Annotated in this window: 11 protein-coding genes; 7 read left to right on the forward strand and 4 right to left on the reverse strand. The window is 71.4% G+C overall.

Annotated elements, in window-relative coordinates; genetic code table 11:
- Window positions 1-112: 112 nt before the first annotated feature.
- Together prpB and NQ165_RS09745 are read left to right on the forward strand one after the other, a co-directional pair.
- Window positions 113-1,012, forward strand: a complete 900-nt coding sequence (gene prpB, locus NQ165_RS09740; RefSeq protein ID WP_257533052.1) for a methylisocitrate lyase — start codon at window positions 113-115, stop codon at window positions 1,010-1,012.
- Between the two features lie 7 nt (window positions 1,013-1,019).
- On the forward strand, window positions 1,020-2,207 hold the full coding sequence (locus NQ165_RS09745) for a bifunctional 2-methylcitrate synthase/citrate synthase (protein ID WP_257533054.1): 1,188 nt from the start codon (window positions 1,020-1,022) through the stop codon (window positions 2,205-2,207).
- Window positions 2,208-2,281: 74 nt separating this feature from the next.
- On the opposite strand, the gene NQ165_RS09750 is transcribed toward NQ165_RS09745, so the two are convergent.
- Entirely contained in the window at window positions 2,282-3,034 is a 753-nt protein-coding gene (locus NQ165_RS09750; RefSeq protein WP_257533056.1) for an IclR family transcriptional regulator, read from the reverse strand.
- A 102-nt stretch (window positions 3,035-3,136) separates the two neighbouring features.
- On the opposite strand from NQ165_RS09750, the gene NQ165_RS09755 reads away from it, so the two are divergent.
- Together NQ165_RS09755 and pulA are read left to right on the forward strand one after the other, a co-directional pair.
- Complete coding sequence (locus NQ165_RS09755; RefSeq protein ID WP_257533058.1) at window positions 3,137-5,323, forward strand: malate synthase G; 2,187 nt, start codon at window positions 3,137-3,139, stop codon at window positions 5,321-5,323.
- Between the two features lie 205 nt (window positions 5,324-5,528).
- On the forward strand, window positions 5,529-11,576 hold the full coding sequence (gene pulA, locus NQ165_RS09760; protein ID WP_374940941.1) for a pullulanase-type alpha-1,6-glucosidase: 6,048 nt from the start codon (window positions 5,529-5,531) through the stop codon (window positions 11,574-11,576).
- A 21-nt stretch (window positions 11,577-11,597) separates the two neighbouring features.
- On the opposite strand, the gene NQ165_RS09765 is transcribed toward pulA, so the two are convergent.
- Window positions 11,598-12,071 carry a nuclear transport factor 2 family protein gene (locus tag NQ165_RS09765; protein WP_257533060.1) on the reverse strand — a complete coding sequence of 158 codons (474 nt, stop codon included), beginning with the start codon at window positions 12,069-12,071 and terminating at the stop codon, window positions 11,598-11,600.
- A gap of 84 nt (window positions 12,072-12,155) precedes the next feature.
- Between NQ165_RS09765 and NQ165_RS09770 the strand changes: the two genes are divergently transcribed.
- Window positions 12,156-12,908, forward strand: a complete 753-nt coding sequence (locus tag NQ165_RS09770) for a hypothetical protein (RefSeq protein ID WP_257533061.1) — start codon at window positions 12,156-12,158, stop codon at window positions 12,906-12,908.
- The gene (locus NQ165_RS09775; protein WP_257533063.1) at window positions 12,893-13,363 is read left to right on the forward strand and encodes a nuclear transport factor 2 family protein; all 471 of its coding nucleotides are present in this window, start codon (window positions 12,893-12,895) and stop codon (window positions 13,361-13,363) included. The genes NQ165_RS09770 and NQ165_RS09775 overlap by 16 nt, the downstream gene beginning before the upstream one ends.
- A gap of 21 nt (window positions 13,364-13,384) precedes the next feature.
- Here the strand turns inward: NQ165_RS09775 and NQ165_RS09780 are convergent, their stop codons facing one another.
- A complete protein-coding gene (locus NQ165_RS09780) occupies window positions 13,385-14,569 on the reverse strand; it encodes an NADH:flavin oxidoreductase/NADH oxidase (RefSeq protein WP_257533065.1) in 1,185 nt (394 codons plus the stop codon).
- A gap of 70 nt (window positions 14,570-14,639) precedes the next feature.
- Between NQ165_RS09780 and NQ165_RS09785 the strand changes: the two genes are divergently transcribed.
- Window positions 14,640-15,356, forward strand: coding sequence for an SDR family NAD(P)-dependent oxidoreductase (locus NQ165_RS09785; RefSeq protein ID WP_257533067.1), 717 nt, complete (start codon window positions 14,640-14,642; stop codon window positions 15,354-15,356).
- A 19-nt stretch (window positions 15,357-15,375) separates the two neighbouring features.
- Here the strand turns inward: NQ165_RS09785 and NQ165_RS09790 are convergent, their stop codons facing one another.
- Window positions 15,376-16,785: an MFS transporter gene (locus NQ165_RS09790; protein ID WP_257533069.1), complete on the reverse strand. Its 1,410-nt coding sequence runs from the start codon at window positions 16,783-16,785 to the stop codon at window positions 15,376-15,378.
- Between the last annotated feature and the right edge of the window lie 7 nt (window positions 16,786-16,792).

Consider the following 16,792-nt stretch of genomic DNA (forward strand, 5'->3'; position numbering starts at 1 on the left):
TGGCCCGGTGCACAACGTCGCTGTTCCGGTGGCAGAGCGGGCCGCAGGCGTCCCCGCGCGCCTCGCGAGCCGCGGATCGGCGACGTTGTGCACGCCTGAGAGGAGACCACTGATGCTGTACTCGACCGTGACCCCCGCCGAGAAGCGGCGCCTGTTCCGCGAGCGCCTCGCCACCGGCGAGCTGCTGCGCTTTCCGGGGGCGTTCAACCCGCTGTCGGCCCGCCTGATCCAGCAGAAGGGGTTCGAGGGCGTCTACATCTCGGGCGCCGTGCTGTCGGCGGACCTCGGTCTGCCCGACATCGGGCTGACGACCCTCACCGAGGTCGCCGGCCGCGGGCAGCAGATCGCCCGCATGACGGACCTGCCCGCGATCATCGACGCCGACACCGGGTTCGGCGAGCCGATGAACGTCGCCCGCACGATCCAGACCCTCGAGGATGCCGGCATCGCCGGGGCCCACATCGAGGACCAGGTGAACCCCAAGCGCTGCGGCCACCTCGACGGCAAGGCGGTCGTCGACCAGGACACCGCGATCAAGCGCATCCGCGCCGCCACCGACGCCCGCCGCGACCCGAACTTCCTCCTCATGGCGCGCACCGACATCCGCGCCGTGGACGGGCTGGATGCCGCGATCGACCGCGCCCGCGCCCTCGTCGACGCCGGCGCCGATGCGATCTTCCCCGAGGCGATGCGCACCCTCGAGGAGTTCGCCGCGGTGCGCGCCGCCGTGGACGTGCCGATCCTGGCGAACATGACGGAGTTCGGAAAGAGCGACCTCTTCTCGGTCGATCAGCTGCGCGACGTCGGCGTCAACATCGTCATCTGGCCGGTCTCGCTGCTGCGCATCGCCATGGGCGCTGCCGGCCGCGCGCTGGATACCCTGACCGATGAGGGGCAGCTGACCGGCAAGCTGGGGGAGATGCAGCACCGCGCCGACCTGTACGACCTGCTCGACTACGAGGCGTACAACCACTTCGACACCACCGTGTTCAACTTCGAGATCGAGAAATGAGCGTGCGATGACCACCGACATCAAGAAGGGCCTGGCGGGCGTCGTCGCCGACGTGACCGCGATCTCCAAGGTCGACCCCGAGATCAACAGCCTCATGTACCGCGGCTACCCGGTGCAGGAGCTCGCGGCGACCCAGCCGTTCGAGGCGGTCGCCTATCTGCTCTGGAACGGCGAGCTGCCCACCGACGAGCAGCTCTCGGAGCTGCGCGCGGTCGAGCGTGCCAACCGTGCGCTCTCGCCCGCGGTCAAGGACCTCATCGACGCGATGCCGCTGGATGCCCACCCGATGGACGAGGTGCGCACCGTGGTGAGCCTCATCGGCGCGGTCGACACCGCGGGCATCGACAATGTGCTCGACGCCGTCGGCACGCCGGCGGAGAACCTCGACCGCAGCATCCGGCTGTTCGCCGCGCTGCCGGCCGTCGTCGCCTACGGGCAGCGCCGCCGCCGCGGTGAGCAGCTCGTCGAGCCGCGCGAGGACCTCGACTACGCCGCCAACTTCCTCTGGATGACGTTCGGCGAGGAGCCCCACGAGGTCGTCGTCGACGCGTTCAACCGGTCGATGGTGCTGTACGCCGAGCACTCCTTCAACGCGTCGACCTTCACGGGGCGGGTCATCACCTCGACCCTCAGCGACCTCTACTCGGCGGTCGTCGGCGCCATCGGCGCCCTCAAGGGACCGCTGCACGGCGGTGCCAACGAGGCGGTGCTGCACATCTTCACCGAGATCGGCTCGGCCGAGAACGTCGTGCCGTGGCTCGACGAAGCCCTCGCGGCCAAGCGCAAGATCATGGGGTTCGGGCACCGCGTGTACAAGCGCGGGGATTCCCGCGTGCCGACCATGAAGGCGGCGCTGGACACCCTCGTCTCGCACTACGACCGTCCTGACGTGGCCGAGCTGTACGACACCCTCGAGTCGGAGTTCGTCGGCCGCAAGGGCATCTACCCGAACCTCGACTACCCCTCCGGGCCGGCGTACAGCCTGATGGGGTTCGACACCCTCACCTTCACACCGCTGTTCATCGCCGCGCGCGTCACGGGGTGGACGGCGCACATCATGGAGCAGCAGGCCTCCAACGCCCTCATCCGCCCGCTGTCGGACTACGACGGTCCGGCGGAGCGCCACATCGAGGGCTACGAGCCGGATGCCGCGCAGGTCGAGGCCATGCAGCGCGCGGAGGAAGCAGCGAGCTGACCCAGCGCGCGCACCGCTGAACGAAGGGCCGCCGGCTTCCGGCGGCCCTTCGTCTGCCCGTGCGCGGCCCGCGCTCAGCCGGGCACGGCGCGCTGCAGCGTCGCGACCGCCTCGCGCAGCGCCTGCACCACGGCGGGTGCGGACTCGAGTGTCACGCGCACTTCGGGGCCGGAGACCGACACGGCGGCCGGCAGCGCCATGCCCGGCACGGCGACGGCGAAGCAGCGCACGCCGACCTCCTGCTCGCCTTCATCGATCGCATAGCCGCGCGCGCGGATCGTGCCGAGCTCTGCGAGCAGGTCGTCTTCGGTGCGCAGCGTGGTGTCGGTGAACCCCGGCATCCCGGTCCGACCCACGAGCGCCCGCACGTCGGCGTCGGGCAGCTGCGCGAGCAGCGCCTTGCCCACGCCGGTGGCGTGGGGGAAGACCCGGCGGCCGACCTCCGTGAACATGCGCATCTGGTGCTTCGACGGCGCCTGCGCGACGTAGGTGGCCATGTCGCCGTCGAGCACCGCGAAGTTCGCGCTCTCCTGCGTGGCTTCGCTGAGCCGCAGCAGGGCGGGCTTCGCCCACCCGGAGAGCCGCCGCGTCGCCGCTTCGCCGAGCCGGATGAGGCCGGGGCCGAGGCTGTAGCGCCGGGACGGCAGTTGCATGACGTAGCCGCGGGCGGCGAGGGTGCGCAGCAGTCGGTGGATCGTCGCGGGCGGCAGTGACAGCGCGGCGGCGATCTCGCCGACTCCCGCTTCGCCGCCGAGGGTCGCGAGCGCCTCGAGCAGATCGAGGGTGCGGGCCACCGACTGCACCCCCGCGGTGGCGTTCTTCTTCATGGTGCGCTCCTATTCCGCATGATGGAATCAGCATTCCATAAGACGAGGTGAAGCTGGTAGCTTCGGCGGGGATCCCTCACCCGACCGAGAGGCAGAGCCGCCATGGACACCACGCACACCGCTCGACAGCAGCGCGCCGACCTGGCGGTCGCGGAGCCGATCCTCGCGTTCGCCGAGGAGGCGCTCGCGGCAGAGGGGATCGACGCCGCTGCGTTCTGGGACGGCGTCAGCGCGCTCCTGCGCGACCTGACGCCGCGCAACCGGGAGCTGCTCGCCGAGCGCGACCGGCTGCAGGCGCAGATCGACGACTACCACCGGGCGCACCCGGGGCGGCCCGACTCGGCGGACTACCGCGCGTTCCTCGAGCGCATCGGCTACCTGCTGGAGCAGCCCGCTCCCTTCGGCATCCGCACCGAGAACGTCGACGCCGAGATCGCGACCCTCGCCGGCCCGCAGCTGGTGGTGCCGCTGCTGAACGCGCGCTTCGCCGTCAATGCGGCCAACGCACGGTGGGGTTCCCTCTACGACGCGCTCTACGGCACCGACGCGATCCCCGAGGAAGGGGAGCTGGTGCCCGGCGCGGAGTACAACCCGCAGCGCGGCGCCGCAGTCATCGCCTACGGCCGCCGTCTGCTCGACGAGGTCGCGCCCCTCACCCGTGGCTCGCACGCCGATGCGGAGAACTACCGCGTCGCGAACGGTGTGCTGCGTGTCACCGTGGCGGGGCAGGACGTCGAGCTGCAGGATGCCGACGCCTTCGTCGGCTACACCGGCGATGCGGCCGAGCCCGCGTCGGTGCTGCTGCGCCACCACGGTCTGCACCTCGACGTGCAGATCGACCGCGCCGGCCGCATCGGCGCCACCGACCCCGCGGGCATCGACGACATCGTCGTGGAGTCGGCGCTGACGACGATCATGGACCTCGAGGACTCCGTCGCCGCCGTCGACGCCGACGACAAGGCGCTCGGCTACCGCAACTGGCAGGGGTTGGTGACCGGCACGCTCACCGCCGAGCTCGTCAAGAACGGCCGCTCCTTCACCCGCCGGATGAACGACGACCGCCGCTACACCGCCCCCGACGGGTCGGAGTTCGCCCTCCCCGGCCGCTCGCTGCTGCTCGTGCGCAACGTGGGGCACCTGATGACCACGGACGCCATCACGGATGCCGCGGGGGAGTCGGTGCCCGAAGGCATCCTCGATGCGATCATGACCGCCGTCGGCGCGCTGCCCGACCTGCGCGGCGACCGGGCGGGGACGAACTCCCGCACCGGGTCGCTGTACATCGTGAAGCCCAAGATGCACGGGCCGGCGGAGGTCGCCTTCACCGTGGAGCTGTTCTCCCGCGTCGAGGATCTCCTGGGCCTGCCGGCGAACACCCTCAAGGTGGGCATCATGGACGAGGAGCGGCGCACCACGCTCAACCTGCGGGCGGCGATCGCCGAGGCCGCCGACCGCATCGTGTTCATCAACACCGGGTTCCTCGACCGCACCGGCGACGAGATCCACACGTCGCTGCAGGCCGGACCCGTCGTGCCGAAGGCCGCCATCAAAGCCCAGCCGTTCCTCGGCGCGTACGAGGACGCCAACGTGGATGCCGGGCTCGGCGCCGGGTTCATCGGCCGCGCCCAGATCGGCAAGGGGATGTGGGCCATGCCCGACCTCATGCACGACATGCTGGAGCAGAAGATCGCTCAGGTGCGCTCGGGGGCGACGACGGCGTGGGTTCCCTCGCCCACCGCGGCCACTCTGCACGCCCTGCACTACCACCAGGTCGACGTCGCCGAGGTGCAGCGCACCGTCGCGGAGCGGCCCCCGCGGGGCATCGACGACATCCTGATCCCGCCGCTGCAGACAGAGCCGCTCGGCCGCGACGCGGTGCTGGCCGAGGTCGACAACAACGTGCAGTCGATCCTCGGGTACGTGGTGCGGTGGATCGACCAGGGTGTCGGATGCTCGAAGGTCCCGGACATCAACGGCGTCGCGCTGATGGAGGACCGGGCCACGCTGCGCATCTCGAGCCAGCTGCTCGCCAACTGGCTCGCGCACGGGGTGATCGACGCCGCTGACGTCGACCGCAGCCTCGAGAAGCTCGCGGGGGTCGTCGACGCGCAGAACGCCGGCGACCCCGACTACGAGCCGCTGCTCGACGACGAGGGGCATGGCCGCGGCATCGCGTTCGAGTCCGCCCGCCGCCTGATCGTCGAGGGCGCCGCGCAGCCGAACGGCTACACCGAGCCGATCCTGCACGAGATGCGCCGCCGCAAGAAGGCTGCGCTCGCCGCGGTGTGAGTGGTCGCGACTTCGGGTGAACCCTCGGCGTTGAGAGGGGGCGCGCGCGGAGCGCCCGTGGGTATTCACGGGCACGTCGGGGTGTCGTTCCGCGCACATGAGTGGACTCTCATGTCCACCGCTGGCAACCGCCCTCAGGGCGTCGGTGGCCGCTGGTAGCGTCGGGAGAATCCGGTACACCGCCGTGCCTTTTTCAGGAGAGACCGTGCCACTGACGCCCCCCTCCCGCGCCCGCCGCCTGCTGGCATCCTTCGCCGCCGCGGCATTGGTCCTCACCGGATCGGCCGTCGTCACGGCGGCGCCCGCGCTCGCCGCCGACCGCACGTTCGCCCTCGTCGGCAGCCTGCAGAGCGAGCTGGGCTGCTCCGACGACTGGCAGCCCGACTGCGCCGCGACCGAGCTCGCGGCGACCGACGAGGCGGGCATCTTCGCGGCCGAGTTCGAGGTGCCCGCAGGCAGCTACGAGTACAAGGTCGCCGTCAACGACACCTGGGATGAGGCGTACGGACTCGACGGGGGCGCCGACAACATCCCGCTGACCATCGACGGCCCGGCGACCCTGCGCTTCGTCTTCGACGACACCACCCACCGTGTGGGCCTCGAGGCGCTGAGCGTCCGCGGCGAGTACGACGGCGACGCCGACGGCGACCTCGTCGCCCCGCCGGTGCGCCAGCCCGGCGCCGCCGAGCAGTTCTACTTCGTCATGACCGACCGGTTCGCCAACGGCGACCCCGGCAACGACACCGGCGGCATCGAGGGCGACCGCTTCGCGCACGGCTTCGACCCGACCGACAAGGGCTTCTACAACGGCGGCGACCTCGCCGGGCTCCGCTCCCAGCTCGACTACATCGCGGGCCTCGGCACCACGGCGATCTGGCTCACCCCCAGCTTCGCCAACCGGCCGGTGCAGGGCGAAGGGGCGGATGCCAGCGCCGGCTACCACGGCTACTGGATCACCGACTTCACGCAGATCGACCCGCACCTGGGCACGAACGCCGAGCTCGAGGCCCTCATCGCCGAGGCGCACGCGCAGGACATCAAGGTCTACTTCGACATCATCACCAACCACACCGCCGACGTCATCGGCTACGAAGAGGGCGTCTACGACTACGTCGACGCGGCCACCGAGCCGTACCGAGACGCCGCAGGAAACGCCTTCGACCCCGCCGACTACGCCGGCACCGGCGAGTTCCCCGCCCTCGACGCCGCCACGAGCTTCCCGTACACCCCGGTCGTCGACCCCGCCCTGCAGGACGCGAAGACCCCCGCGTGGCTGAACGACCCGACGCTGTACCACAACCGCGGAAACACGGTCTGGGAGGGCGAGTCGGTGACGCTCGGCGACTTCGACGGGCTCGACGACCTCATGACCGAGCACCCCACGGTCGTCGAGGGCTTCGTCGAGGTCTACCAGGACTGGATCGACCTCGGCATCGACGGCTTCCGCATCGACACCGTCAAGCACGTGAACCCGGAGTTCTGGGAGCAGTGGTCCACCGAGGTGCTGGACTACGCCCGCGACGTCGCAGGCAAGCCCGACTTCTTCATGTTCGGCGAGGTGTACGACGCCGACCCCGCCAAGCTGGCGCCCTACGTGCGCGACACCGACATGAACTCGGTGCTCGACTTCGCGTTCCAGTCCGCCGCTGTCGGCTACGCCGCCGGCAACAGCGCGCGCGGCCTGCAGTCGCTGTATGCCGGCGACGACCGGTACACGACCCCGGATTCGTCCGCGACGGCCCTCCCCACCTTCCTCGGCAACCATGACATGGGCCGCGTCGGCTACCTGCTGCAGTCGGCCCCCGACGCGCTGCAGCGCGATCTGCTCGCCCACGAGCTGATGTTCTTCGGCCGCGGGCAGCCGGTGGTCTACTACGGCGACGAGCAGGGCTTCGCCGGTCCCGGCGGCGACAAGAGCGCCCGCCAGACCCTCTTCGCCAGCGCCGTGCCCGAGTACACCGACCAGAACCTGATCACCGGCGAGGTCGCAGGCTCCGTCGACCGCTACGACACGGCCGCACCGATCTACACGCACATCGCCACCCTCGCCGAGCTGCGCGAGGAGCACCCCGCCCTCGTCACCGGCGCGCAGATCGAGCGCCACGCCGACAGCGGCGCCGGCGTGTACGCGTTCTCCCGCGTCGACCGCGACGAGAAGGTCGAATACCTCGTCGCGCTGAACAACACCGCCGCCCCCGCGACGGCGCAGATCCCGACCCTCACCGCCGACGCCGGTTTCGCCCCGGTGTACGGCACCGACTCCGCCGTCACGAGCGGCGCCGATGCCGTGGCCGAGGTCACCGTGCCCGCGCTGTCCGCCGTCGTCTACCGCGCCGACACCCCCGTCACCGACCCCGCCGGCGCCCCCGCAATCAGCGTCGCGGCCCCGACGCCCGGCGCCGCACTGAGCGGGTCCGTCGCCGTCTCGGCCGACGTCGACGACACCACCTGGCAGGAGACGAGCTTCGCCTGGCGCGTGGTCGGCTCCGACGAGTGGCAGCCGCTCGGCACCGCCGAGAGCACCAGCCCGCGCGTCTTCCACGACATCCGCGACCTCGCCCCGGGCACTCTCGTGGAGTACCGGGCCGTCACGACGGATGCCGGCGGCGACCGCGCCGCGGCATCCACCTACGCCTCCGTGGGCAACGCCGTCTCGCTCGAGGTCCCCGAAGAGCCCGAGCAGCCGATCGACATGGTGACCATCGCCGGCAGCCTCAACTCCGAGCTCGGCTGCCCTGGCGACTGGACCCCCGGCTGTGAAGCGGCGAACCTGACGCTCGGCGCCGACGGCATCTGGGCGCGCACGTTCGACCTGCCCGCCGGCGACTACGAGTACAAGGCTGCGCTCAACGGCTCGTGGGACCTCAACTACGGCGCCGGTGGCGTGGCGAACGGCGCGAACATCGCGATCTCGCACGCCGGTGGGGCGATCTCGTTCTACTTCGACCCGCGCAGCAACATCGTGCAGTCCAGCGCCGAGGGCCCGATCGTCACGCTCCCCGGCTCCGTGCAGAGCGAGCTGGGCTGCGCCGGCGACTGGATGCCGGAGTGCCTCGCGACCCTCATGGCCGACGCCGACCGCGACGGGGTGTACGAGTTCACCACCGACGCGATCCCCGCCGGTGCCTACGAGATCAAGGTGGCGCACGGCCTCAGCTGGGACGAGAACTACGGTGTCGGCGGCGCGCCGGGCGGCGCGAACTACGCGTTCACCGTCGCCGAGGGCACCGTCGTGGTCTTCCGCTACACCGTGGCGACCCATGTGCTCGAGATCGACGTCGCCGACCCGCCGCTGGCGGGAGTCGGCCAGTCGCGCGCGCACTGGATCGACGCCGAGACCCTCGCGTGGCCGGCCGACCTGGGCGCCGACGCGGCGGATGCCACCTGGCAGCTGCACGCCGCAGCCGACGCGTCACTGGCCGTCACCGACGACGGCGTCACCGGCGGTGAGAGCATCGACCTCGAGCGGGTCGACGGCGGTCTCACCGAGTCCCAGCGCGAGCGGTTCCCGGCGCTGGCCGGGTTCGTCGCGCTGCGCGTCCCCGATGCGGATGCCGCCGGCGAGCTGCTGCGCGGCCAGCTGATGGTGTCGCAGCAGGGCGGTGACGGTGCGCTCTCCGCGGCCACCGGCGTGCAGATCCCGGGCGTGCTCGACGACCTCTACGCCGACGCGGCGGCCGACGCCGACCTCGGCGTGACGTTCCGCGGCAACAAGCCCACCTTCCGGCTGTGGGCCCCGACCGCGCAGTCGGTGACCCTGCTGACCTGGGACGGCCCCACTGGCCACACCGCGCGCGACGAAGGCACGCCGACGCGCCATGAGGCGACGCGCGATGCGGCATCCGGTGTCTGGGAAGTGGCGGGCAAGCGCGACCTCACGGGCGACGAGTTCCTGTGGGAGGTCGTGGTCTACGCCCCCGAGACCGGGGCGATCGAGACCAATCTTGTCACCGACCCGTACTCGCACGCGCTCACGACGAACTCCGTGCGGTCGGTCGCTGTCGACCTGGCCGACAAGGAGTGGAAGCCGCGGGCCTGGGAGCGCACGAAGGCACCCGTGATCGATCGCCCCGTGGACCGGGCGATCTACGAGCTGCACGTGCGCGACTTCTCCCTCACCGACATATCGGTGCCCGAGGCGGAGCGGGGCACCTACCGCGCCTTCACCCGCGACAGCGCCGGAACCCAGCAGCTGCGACAGCTGGCGGATGCCGGCATCAACACCGTGCACCTGCTCCCCACCTTCGACATCGCCACGATCGAGGAGGATCGGGCGGCGCAGGCGCAGCCCGCGTGCGACCTGGCGTCGTACGGCCCGGCGTCCGCCGAGCAGCAGGCGTGCGTCGAAGCCATCGCCGACGCCGACGGCTTCAACTGGGGCTACGACCCCTACCACTTCACCGCTCCCGAAGGCTCGTACGCCGTCGACCCCGAGGGCGGGGCGCGCGTGCACGAGTTCCGCGAGATGGTGGGTGCCCTTCACGGCATGGGCCTGCAGGTGGTGCTCGACCAGGTGTTCAACCACACCGCGCAGTCGGGCCAGGGTGAGAAGTCGGTGCTCGACCGGGTCGTCCCCGGCTACTACCACCGGCTGAACCTCACCGGCGGCGTGGAGACCTCCACCTGCTGCCAGAACGTCGCCACCGAGCACGAGCTGGCCGAGAAGCTGATGGTCGATTCCGTCGTCACCTGGGCGCGCGACTACAAGGTCGACGGGTTCCGGTTCGACCTCATGGGTCACCACTCGACGGCGAACATGCAGGCCGTTCGCGACGCGCTCGACGCGCTCACGATGAAGAAGGACGGCGTCGACGGGTCGAAGGTCTACCTCTACGGAGAGGGATGGAACTTCGGCGAGGTCGCCGACGACGCCCTGTTCCCGCAGGCCCGGCAGGGAAACCTCGGCGGGACCGGCGTCGGCACCTTCAGCGACCGCCTGCGCGACGCCGTGCACGGCGGCAGCCCGGTGGCAGGCGAGACGGTGCAGCAGCAGGGCTTCGGCACGGGCCTCGGAACCGACCCGAACGGCAATCCCATCAACGGCACCCCCGAGCAGGCGCTGGCCGACCTCGCACACCAGACCGACCTGGTGAAGCTGGGCCTCGCGGGCAACCTGCGGGACTTCACCCTCACCGACTCCACCGGCACCGTGCGCGCCGGTGACGAACTCGACTACCGCGGCGCCCCCGCCGGCTACGCCGAGCAGCCCGACGAGATCATCACCTACGTCGACGCGCACGACAATGAGACGCTGTACGACCTGTCGGTGCTCAAGCTTCCCACCGACACGCCCATGGCCGATCGCGTGCGCATGAACACGCTGTCGCTGGCGACCACCGCCTTCGCGCAGACGCCGTCGTTCTGGCACGCCGGCACCGAACTGCTGCGTTCGAAGTCGCTCGATCGCAACAGCTACAACTCCGGCGACTGGTTCAACCGCATCGACTGGACCGGCCAGGAGTCGACGTTCGGCTCCGGGCTGCCCCGCGCGGCCGACAACGAGGACAAGTGGCCGATCATGGCGCCGCTGCTGGCCGATCCGGCGCTGAAGCCCGCGGCATCCGACATCGCCGCTGCCGAAGCCGCGGCGCTGGATCTCCTGCGCGTGCGCGAAGAGGTCGGACTGCTGCGGCTGGGGTCGGCGGAGCAGATCCAGCAGAAGGTGTCGTTCCCGGGCAGCGGACCGGACGCGGCTCCCGGCGCGCTCGTCATGCTCATCGACGACCGGGTGGGTGCCGACGTCGACCGCCGCCTCGATGGCGCGCTCGTGGCCTTCAACGCCTCGCCCGAGCCGATCACGCAGACGCTTCCCGAGCTGTCGGGCCGTGGCTTCGCGCTCACCCCGGCGCTCGCGAACGGCGCGGACGCCGTCGTGAAGACGACGACGTGGGATGCCGCCTCCGGCACCCTCACCGTGCCGCCGCGCACGGCGGTCGTGCTGGTCGAACGCGAGCCGGTCGCGACCTCGGTGGCGGCCGTGGCGGACCGACTTCTGGTGAAGGCGGGCCAGCAGGTCACCGTGACCGCGCGGGTCTCCAGCGCCGACCGCAGCGCGCCGGTGGGCACGGTCTCCGTGACCGATGGCAGCCGCGTGCTGGCCACGGCCGACGTGCCCGCTACGGCGAAGGGCCGGGTGTCGGTGAAACTGCCGCCGCTGACCCGCGGCATCCACCTGCTGCGCGTGTCGTTCACCGGCGGTGCAGGGCACGGCGATTCGCGGGCGCTGCTGCCGGTGCCGGTGATCGTCTTCTAGGGCGCGCGCGGGGGCCGTCCGTCAGCGGTCGGTCACGGCTGCGCGCCGCGCGGCGACCTTGCCGGTCGTGATGGCGTCCAGATGCAGCGCGCGGCGGCGCAGCAGCCAGCGGCCATCGACGCGGGCGTACATGTCGCGGTACCGCACGTACCAGGTCAGGTCCCTGGCCGCGCCCTGGTCGCCGGTGATGTGGTGTGCGACGCAGGTGATCGTGCCGACCGCCGCATCGGGGTCGTCGGCCGCGTCGAACACCGCACCGACGATGGCGTGCACGGTGACGGGGACGGCGGTCAGCGTCTGAAGTGCCGCGGCGATCTCGACGCGGCCGTGGTGGTGGATCACCGGGTCGAGCTGAACGGGCGGGTCGGGCAGCGACAGCACGCCGTCGTGCGCGAACAGACCGGCCACGGCGTCCCAGCGCCGTTCGTCCACCGCGAGGGCGTAGCGGGCGACGAGGTCCGCGAGATCGCTGCGGTCACCGGCGTGCATGTGCATGGCGTCTCCTTTGCGACGGCGGCCTGCGTCGTCGATGACCGTGCCGCGCTTGCATATTAACCAACCAAGCGTTTGTATGGCGATATGTTCGCTGAGTTGGCCTTCTTCTCCTTCGTCTCCCTCGCTGACGCCGAGCAGAGCGGGGCCTACAACCGATGGCACCAGCTCGACCATCGGCCCGAGAACCTCGCGCTCCCCGGCGTCGCGTGGGGCGACCGCTGGGCGAGGCCCAGCGACTACGTGCCCCTCACCCGGAGCAGTGGCGAGTTCGAGGACGTCAGCTACGTCGCCATGTACTGGTTCCGCCCACCCGTCGAGCAGTCGGTCGCGGAGTGGGATGCGCTGGGCGAGGCCTCGTTCCAATGGGGGCGCGGCCCTCTCATCCCCGGGGTGAGCCGACCGATGCTGGCGTTCTTCAGGCCCGTGAAGGGCTACGCCGCGCCTCGCGCCCTCGTCGCCCCGGAGATCCTCCCCTACCGACCGAACCGGGGGCTGCATGTGACTGTCACCCGATTCGACGAGCCGCACGCGACCGGGACCCACGAGGCGCACCGGGTGGAAGATCGTGAGACCGTCCCGGCGATCCTCGCCCTCGACGGCGTGGCCGGGGCGTGGACGTTCTCGTACTCCCACCCGCAGCGCCACTCGAGCCTTCCCTTCGACCCCACCGCGCAAGAGGCCTCCGGGAGCATCCGGATCCGCGTCGTCTACCTCGAGGAGGATCCGGCGGAGATGGCGGCCCACATCCACCGCATCGACGATGAGCGCCAGAGCCCTGTGGGGCGGGTGCTGCTGTCCGGGCCGGTGAAGACGATCATCCCGTGGCAGGACTGGTGAGCGGCGCGCCCAGCGACCTCGACGGGCGTCTGCGAAGGATCGAGGACCGCCTCGAGATCGCCGATCTGATCGCCCGCTACGGACCCGCCGTCGACGCCGGTTCGGGAGACGCCGTGGCGGCGCTGTGGACGGTCGACGGCGAGTACGCGTTCGATGACGCGGTGCTGACAGGGCCGGAGATCGCCGATGTCGTGGACCACCCCACGCATCGTCGGCTCATGGCGGCGGGATGCGCGCATGTCCTTTCGCCGCCCCGCATCGATCTCGATGGCGACCGGGCGACCGTCGTGCACCACTCGATCGTGCTGGAGAGCATCGGGGGCGCCTGGACGCCGGTTCGGGTGAGTGCCAACCGGTGGCTGTTCGTGAGGACGCCCGGCGGCTGGCGGGCGTGCAATCGGAGCAATCGCCTGCTGACCGGGTCCGATGAGGCGCGGGCACTGCTCGCGCCATAGGCGCTCGTCGACCGGTGGGGTTCAGTGGCCGAAGCGGGTCAGCGGCGTCTCTCCGGATGCCGCGAGTCTGGCCAGTGTGCCCTGGCGCGGAGTGAGGGCGCTGCCGAACCGGATGTCCCAGTGCGCCGCCTCATGGCCGGGTGCTACCGTGCGCCGCGCGTGGTGCGCCCAGTTGGGATCGTCCAGCATCTCCCGCCCGAGGAGCACGAGGTCGGCATCGCCGCTGTCCACCAGCAGCTCGGCCTGCCGCGGGTCGACCACGAAGCCCACCGTGGCGGCGGCCACCCCGGCGCCGTGCCTGACCGCGCGCGAGAAGTCGGCATGGAAGGCGAAGCCCCGGCGCACCCGCGTGTCGGCGGTTCGATCCGTGGAGATGCCGCCGGAGGAGGTGTCGACGATGTCGACTCCGTGTGCTGCGAGCGCCCGCGCGAACTCGATGGTGTCCTCGATGCCCAGTCCTCCGTCGATGCCGTCCACAGCGGACACCCGGTACGACAGGGCGTTGTCGGGGCCGATGGCCTCGCGCACGGCGTCGACCACGGCGAGGGGATAGCGTTGCCGCGCGGCAGCGCTGCCTCCCCATTCGTCGGTCCGCCGGTTCGACAGTGGGGACAGGAACGAATGAAGCAGGTAGCCGTGTGCGCCGTGCAGCTCGATGAACCGGAAGCCTGCGGCGACCGCGCGGCGCGCGGCATCCCGCCATTCCCGAATAGAGCGCCGGATGTCGGTGTCGTTCATCGCGTTTGGCTCGGGCCAGCCGGCGCCCGGGGCGAGGGTGCTGGGCGCCTCGGTCTGCCACGGGGGGAACCCCGCTGCGGCATCCTGCTCATCGAGCGGGGCGCCTGCCCGCCAGGGCTCGCGCACCGCGGCGCGACGCCCGGCGTGCGCCAGTTGGATGCCGGCGACCGCGCCGCTGTCGGTGAGGAACCGCGCCACCTGCGCCAGGCGGGGCATGTGGGCGTCCTTCCAGATGCCTGCGTCCCGCGGCGAGATGCGGCCGCGCGGTGAGACGGCCGTCGCCTCCATGATGACCAGGCCCGCTCCGCCCAGGGCGAAGCGTCCGAGGTGCACCAGATGGAAGTCGGTGGCGAAGCCGTCGCGCGAGGAGTACATGCACATCGGCGAGACGCCGATGCGGTTGGGCAAGGTCACGCCGCGCAGGCGAAGAGGCTCGAACAGTGCGGATCCGGCGTCGGCGGTGGTCACCCTGCTAACCTAACGCTTGTTTGGGGCAACGGTCGAGCCTTCGACCTCCGCCCGCCGTCGAGGAGGACGCATGAACGCACGACCGCACACGATCGTCACGGGCGGCGCCAGCGGCATCGGTGCCGCCGTCGTCGCGGAGCTGCTCCGCAGGGGGCACCGGGTGACCGTGTTCGACCTGAGCGCCGACGCCCACCCGGGCGCCTTCGCGGCGTCCGTGGACGTCACGGACGAGACCGCGGTGAGCGCAGCCGTGCAGGCGGCGATCGAGCGCGGGGGAACCGTGACCGGCGTGGTGGCGTGCCATGGCATCCGGGGTGCCTTCGTGCCGGCGCTCGAGATGGACCTGGCGGCCATGCGGCGGCTGTACGACGTGCACGTCGTCGGCACCGTCGCGGTATGCCGGGAGGTCGTCAGGCGACTGCACGGCGCGCCGGGGTCCATCGTGCTGCTGTCCTCCACCACCGCGTATCGCGGCTGGGCGAACCAGATCGATTACGGCACGGCGAAGGCGGCCGTCCGCCAGCTCGCCGAGAACCTCGCCGTCGAGTGGGCGCCGCTGCGGGTGCGGGTCAATGCGGTGGCGCCTGGGCACACCCTCACTCCGATGGTCGAGGACCTCATCGCCGGCGGCTACGACATCTCGACGGTCGAGCGACGCACGCCGCTCGGGCGGCTGGCGCAGCCGGACGAGATGGCCGGGGCGATCGTCCACCTGCTCGAGGATGCGACGTTCGTCACCGGGCAGTGCCTCGCCGTCGACGGCGGATGGACCGCTGTCGGCAAATAGGTGCGGCGGCGCCCGCCGGTCAGGCAGATGGCGGGCGCGTGATGCCGGTCTTGGCGAGGCCGAGCGCGAGCAGGCACGTGACCGCGGCGCACACCGCGACCGCGGCGAAGCACCAGCTCAGTGCGGACGCCGAGAGGTAGGCGCTCTCGGGGCCGGCCGGCGCCGCCATGATGACGAGGGCGAAGGCCGCTCCGGCGACAGCGCCCGACAGTGACCGTGCGAGGGAGTTCACGCCGTTCGCGCCGGCCGTCTGGTGCGCCGGCACCGATGCCATGATCAGCGCGGGCATGGCGGCGAACGCGAGCGCGACACCCGATCCGACGAGGGCTGCGCCGACTGCGACGAGCGGCACGCTGCCGTGGAAGAGCAGACGGAACACGAACGCCGCCGTCATCACCGCGGCGCCCACCGCGAGGGTGATGCGGCCGCCGAACCGGCTCAGCATCCGGCCTGCGACGGGGGAGAGGAGGATCATCGAGACCGCCGAAGCGGCGAGCAGGAACCCGGCCGTGGTCAGCGGCAGGCCCAGGCCGTACCCGGTCGAGGTCGGGGCGAGCGCCTCCTGCGCGGTCAGCAGATGGTTGGCATACATGCCGAAGGTCGCGACGAACGAGGCCACGTTGATCTGCAGCACCGGGGAGCGCAGCGATGTGCGGACGTCGATGACGGGAGAGGGGTGGCGCCGCTCCCACAGCAGCCACCCGGTCAACGCCGACGCGGCGACCGCGAGCGTGCCGATGGTCGTCCCGGTCGCCGGGCCCCACGCCGCGGCTCGCGACAGCACGAGCATCAGAGCGACGAGCCCCAGCGACAGCAGCACGGCGCCGATCAGGTCGAACCTGCCGGGGTCGCGCGCGGGCGCTTCCCGCACGAACAGCACCACGAGTGCGGTGAACACCGACCCGGCCGCCGCCGACAGCCAGAAGATCGCCGGCAGCCCGCCCCAGGTCACGAGCGATCCGGCCAGGGCGAGCCCCACGGCGGACCCCACGCCGAGCGTGCCGCTGATGAGCGCCATGCCCATCTCGGCGCGACGGCGCTTCACCAGCGCCGACAGCAGGCTGATGCCGATGGGCACCACCGCGACGGCGAAACCCTGCAGCGCTCGGCCGACGAGGATCGCGGTGAAGGTCGGGACGGCAGCGGCCAGCACCGATCCGGCCACCAGCAGCGTCATCGCCACCAGCAGCATCCGCCGCCTGCCGTACATGTCGGCGAGCCGAGACAGCACCGGCGTGCCCACGGTGCCCACCAGCAGCGTGATCGTCACGAGCCAGGCAGCGTCACCCGCGCTGACACCGAGCAGCCGGGAAGCTTCCGGCAGGATCGGCACCACGAGGGTGAACTGCAGCGAGCTGAGCATGCCGCACGCCGCGAGCACGCCGACGATGCGGCGCTCGCCGCGGTATGCCGCCGACGTGTAAGACACCGGCCCC

It is taken from the genome of Microbacterium sp. zg.Y1084 (assembly GCF_024623595.1).
Classification (GTDB): Bacteria; Actinomycetota; Actinomycetes; order Actinomycetales; family Microbacteriaceae; genus Microbacterium; species Microbacterium wangruii.